At 66.2% G+C, this 4,450-nt stretch carries 5 protein-coding genes and 1 pseudogene; 4 read left to right on the forward strand and 2 right to left on the reverse strand.

What is annotated here, in order from left to right; translation table 11 throughout:
* A partial coding sequence (locus ABF821_RS20030; protein WP_415531356.1) for a hypothetical protein occupies positions 1-373 on the reverse strand: 373 nt, incomplete at its 3' end.
* A gap of 123 nt (positions 374-496) precedes the next feature.
* A complete protein-coding gene (locus ABF821_RS20035; protein ID WP_183009305.1) occupies positions 497-763 on the reverse strand; it encodes a cell envelope biogenesis protein OmpA in 267 nt (88 codons plus the stop codon).
* A gap of 399 nt (positions 764-1,162) precedes the next feature.
* Here ABF821_RS20035 and ABF821_RS20040 point away from each other — a divergent pair, with 399 nt between their 5' ends.
* The 4 genes and pseudogenes from ABF821_RS20040 to ABF821_RS20055 form a co-directional block, all read left to right on the forward strand.
* Entirely contained in the window at positions 1,163-2,209 is a 1,047-nt protein-coding gene (locus tag ABF821_RS20040) for a rod shape-determining protein (protein ID WP_114727835.1), read from the forward strand.
* 94 nt (positions 2,210-2,303) lie between these two features.
* Entirely contained in the window at positions 2,304-3,209 is a 906-nt protein-coding gene (gene mreC / locus ABF821_RS20045; RefSeq protein WP_182972798.1) for a rod shape-determining protein MreC, read from the forward strand.
* A 12-nt stretch (positions 3,210-3,221) separates the two neighbouring features.
* Entirely contained in the window at positions 3,222-3,785 is a 564-nt protein-coding gene (locus ABF821_RS20050; RefSeq protein ID WP_415531357.1) for a hypothetical protein, read from the forward strand.
* Positions 3,786-3,822: 37 nt separating this feature from the next.
* Positions 3,823-4,450: pseudogene (locus ABF821_RS20055) on the forward strand (penicillin-binding protein 2); the annotation flags it as partial.

Raw genomic sequence — 4,450 nt, forward strand, 5'->3', positions numbered from 1 at the left:
GCGGCGGCGGATAGCCCGGCGGCGGGTAGGATGGCTGCCCATATGACCCGTATTGTCCGTAGCCAGGGGCCGCGTAACCTCGCGACGGATAATAATATTGTCGTGGCCGGTTCGGCGTGGTGGCGGCGCCGGTTGCCGCGCCGACCGCGCCACCGGCCAGTGCGCCGATCGCGGCCCCCGTTCCTCCGCCCGCCAGTGCGCCGATCGCCGCGCCGCCGCCGGCGCCGATCAGGCCGCCGCCGAGCGCACGTTGGCCGGGATCATATGGGTTGCTGCACGCCGCAAGCGACACGGCCACGACGCTCAGTGTCAGGACGCCGGCCTTGCGGATGAGGCCACGGGTTGGAAGGGCGGAAGTGCGGGGAGGGCTCATGGAATTCTCGTGGTTTCAGTCCCGTACGGGACCATGGATATCAAAGGATGCGCCGGATTGCGCGCTCTCCCCATCGCTGGACGATGGAGAGAGCCAGTGTCGCCGGCGGATCGGTAATCCGGCTTAATATCTGCGGCGGGACGGCGGATTGGGCGTGGTGGCGGCTCCGGTGGCGGCTCCGACCGCGCCGCCGCCGAGGGCACCGATCAGGGCGCCTCTTCCTCCGCCAGCCAGTCCACCGATTGCAGCACCGCCGCCCGCGCCGATCAGCGCGCCCGTTCCGGCGCGTGCACCGGGATCGTATGGGTTGCCGCAACCCGCCAGCGCCAGGAGCCCGGCACCGAGCAGGGCTGCGCGAGTGAAGAGAGAGGCTTGGGTGCGGATCGTCATGATCGTCTTCCTTGTCGAGAGGCCACGCTGTTTGCCAGCTACGGGGTAATGTCTTCCGATGCCATGAGTTTCCATGCAGGTCATGTGCGTGGCGGGGCGTTCCGGTGGCGAAAAAAAGGCGACCCGCGTTTTTTCGCCGGTCGTTTCCCTCTGGCGGGAAGAGTGGCCTGAGGCAGATATGGGCATGGAGCCTGTCTTTTTCATGGTCGGAAGAGGGTGACGGCCTGAAAAGCACGAATTAATGTCACTGGGCCTTGCCCGTGTTCTGTAGCCCCGGTAAGCCCTCGGCCTGATCCAACCGCTTGGGGCGCGTCCCGACGGACTGCTGTTCGGCAGGTCGTGCGCGCGCCATTCCGGATCGTGTGCCGCCGTGTCGTGCTTGTTTGTCGGGAGTTCTGGATGTTTGCTCGTCTGCTGGGTCTCTTATCGGCCGATATGGCCATCGACCTCGGCACGGCCAATACCCTTGTTTATGTCAAGGGACGTGGCGTTGTCCTGAACGAACCGTCGGTGGTTGCCATCGCCGATGTGCGCGGCAAGAAGCAGGTGCTGGCGGTCGGCGAGGAAGCCAAGCAGATGGTCGGGCGCACGCCGGGCAACATCACGGCCATCCGCCCCCTGCGCGACGGGGTGATCGCCGATTTCGAGGTTGCGGAGGAAATGATCAAGCATTTCATCCGCAAGGTGCATAACCGGCGGATGTTCGCCAGCCCGCTGATCATCGTCTGCGTGCCGTCCGGCTCCACGGCCGTCGAGCGCCGGGCAATCCAGGAAAGTGCCGAGAGCGCCGGCGCGCGCAAGGTGTTCCTGATCGAGGAGCCGATGGCGGCCGCGATCGGCGCCGGCCTGCCGGTGACCGAGCCTTCGGGCAGCATGATCGTCGATATCGGTGGCGGCACCACCGAGGTCGCCGTGATCTCGCTGGGTGGCATCGTCTATGCGCGTTCGGCCCGCGTCGGCGGCGACAAGATGGATGAGGCGATTATCTCCTACATCCGGCGCAATCATAATCTGCTGATCGGCGAAAGCTCGGCCGAGCGTATCAAGATCGAACTGGGCTCGGCGCTGCCGCCCGACGACCCCGACGACCATGGTGGCTGGCGCGAGGTCAAGGGGCGCGACCTGATCAACGGCGTCCCGCGCGAGGTGGTGGTGTCGCAGGCGCAGATCGCCGAAAGCCTGGCCGAGCCTGTCAGCCAGATTGTCGACGCGGTGACGACGGCGCTGGAGAACACGCCGCCCGAACTGTCGGCGGATATCGTGGACAAAGGAATCGTCCTGACGGGTGGCGGCGCCCTGCTTTATCGCCTGGACGACGTGCTGCGCCGGGCGACCGGCCTGCCGGTCACGGTCGGCGAGGATGCGCTCTCCTGCGTGGCGCTCGGGACTGGACGCGCCCTGGAAGAGATGAAACGTTTGAAGAATGTCCTGACCAGCATGTATTGACGGCAGGCGAAACGCGGGGGGCCGAGGCGATGAACGTCCGGCATAATGAGGGCTGCGACTGGCGCGGGTACGCACGATACCCGGCAGGTCGGTCATGATTCCGCTATCCATCACCTTGCGTCAGGCGCTGGAGCGGCTGGTTCTTCCGATTCTGATCGTTGCGGCGCTGGGGATCATCCTGCTCGGGCAGGCGGACCGCAGCCTGACCGAACGGGTGCGCATGGGGCTGGCCGATATCCTGGCTCCCGCGTACGGGCTGGTTGTCTGGCCGCAGGAACAGGCGCGCACGCTGCTGGATCGCATGCGCGACATGGGCCGAATCGAAGCCGAAAATCAGCGCCTGCGCGCGGAAAACGCCAATCTTCGGCATTGGTACGATGTCGCGGCCGCGCTGGCCGATGAAAACGCGTCGCTGAAGGCCAATCTGCACTGGATGCCCGATCCCTCGCCCTCCTTCGTCACGGGGCGGGTCGTTCGCGATACCAGCGGCCTGTATGCGCGCAGCGTGCTGGTGGCCGCCAATGTCGATGCGGGAATCCATAAGGACGAGATCGTGCTCGACGGTTCCGGCCTGGTGGGGCGCGTGACCGAGATCGGCAGCCGGTCGGTGCGTGTCCTGCTGATCACCGATGCGTCCAGCCGCATACCGGTCAGACTGGAAGTCAGTCACGGGGCCGCTATAATGGCCGGCGATAATTCGGGTACGCCTCGCCTTATCTACTATCCCCAGGACAATCCTCCTATCGAGGGAGAGCGCGTCGTCACCAATGGCGAGATCGACACAATGCCTCCGGGCCTGCCCGTCGGGCAGATCCATTATGTTCGTCCTGGCCAGCCGGTCGTCATCCCCTTCGCGTCACTGGGGCATCTCGACATCGTCCGGGTCTTTGATTATGGGCGCTCCACTGTCGTCCCCCCCGATGCGCCGGGGCGGATTCCGGTGCGGCGCCCGGCCGATTCCCTCTCGCTCCCCTTTCCCTCCCCACTCCGCCGTGGATGAGAGTGTGCATGGATGACGCCCGACCAGGCTCCAGAGTTCCAACCAGGCATCCAGCCTCGGCCCAGCCTGTGGCGGCGGCTGGACATATTGTCGCGTCGCGGCCTGCCGGCGGTGCTGACGGCGCTGGCTGTCCTGCTGCTGTCCGCGCCATTCGGCCTGCCCGGACAGGCCGAACTGCTGCCGGGCATCCTGCTGTCGTCGGTCTTCTTCTGGTCGGTGTTCCGGCCGGCCTCGATGTCGTCGCCCATTGTGTTCCTGCTGGGCATATTGGTCGATCTGCTGGGGTTCGGGCCGCCGGGCGTGATGCTTCTGGTGGTGCTGCTCGTGCATGGGGTGGCGCTGTCGGGGCGTTACGGCTTTTCGCGGGCGCATATCCTCCTGCTGTGGCTGGTGTTCGCCGGGGTATCGCTGGGGGCGACGGCGTTGCAATGGGGGCTGATTTCCGCGCTGTCGCTGCATCTGGTGCCGGCGATCGCCTTCGCGTTCCAATGGGTGCTCGGGGTGGGCCTGTTTCCGCTTCTCTGCGTGGTGTTCAGTACCATGGGGCGTTCGATCGCCAATCCGGATCGGGCCTGATGGCGGTTTCCCAGCTTGCCCGGATCGGAATGGGCTGATGATCGGGCGGCGCAAAACCTTGCAGCGTCTGATGTCGCGGCCCGATGCCGACACGCCGTCGCGCGGGGTCTTTACCCGGCGCGCCCTGGTGGTGCTGGGCGCGCAGATGGCGGCTTTCGGCCTGCTGGGGCACCGGCTCTACGGGTTGCAGGTGCTGGAAGGCGATCATTTCGCCCGGATGGCCGAGAATAACCGCGTCAGCCGTCGCCTGATCGCCCCGCCACGCGGGCGCGTGGTCGACCGGTTCGGGATTGCCGTGGCCGCCAACAAGGTCAATTGGCGCGCCCTGCTGCTGCCCGAGGAAACCAGCGACATTCCAGGCACGCTGGATCGCTTTTCCGCCCTCGTGCCGATCGAGGCCAGGGACCGGGCGCGCATCGAGCGCGAGATCCGGCACAAGCGGCGTTTTATCCCGGTCATGCTGCACGATTTCCTGTCGTGGGACGACATGGCGCGGATCGAGCTGAACGCGCCCTCGCTCCCCGGTGTGCTGATCGATGTCGGGACCACCCGGAACTATCCGTTCGGGCCGCTGCTGGCGCATGTGGTGGGTTATGTGGCCCCCCCCGGCGAAAAGGACGTGGCGCAGGACCAGACGCTGGCGCTCCCCGGCATGCGGGTGGGGC

The sequence above is a fragment of the Gluconacetobacter sp. genome (assembly GCF_047721585.1).
GTDB lineage: Bacteria > Pseudomonadota > Alphaproteobacteria > Acetobacterales > Acetobacteraceae > Gluconacetobacter > Gluconacetobacter dulcium.

Excerpts from the sequence above, each read along its gene's own strand:
- ABF821_RS20035 (WP_183009305.1), bottom strand. The coding sequence starts at position 763 with ATGACGATCCGCACCCAAGCCTCTCTCTTCACTCGCGCAGCCCTGCTC.
- ABF821_RS20040 (WP_114727835.1), top strand. The coding sequence starts at position 1,163 with ATGTTTGCTCGTCTGCTGGGTCTCTTATCGGCCGATATGGCCATCGAC.
- ABF821_RS20050 (WP_415531357.1), top strand. The coding sequence starts at position 3,222 with ATGACGCCCGACCAGGCTCCAGAGTTCCAACCAGGCATCCAGCCTCGG.
- mreC (WP_182972798.1), top strand. The coding sequence starts at position 2,304 with ATGATTCCGCTATCCATCACCTTGCGTCAGGCGCTGGAGCGGCTGGTT.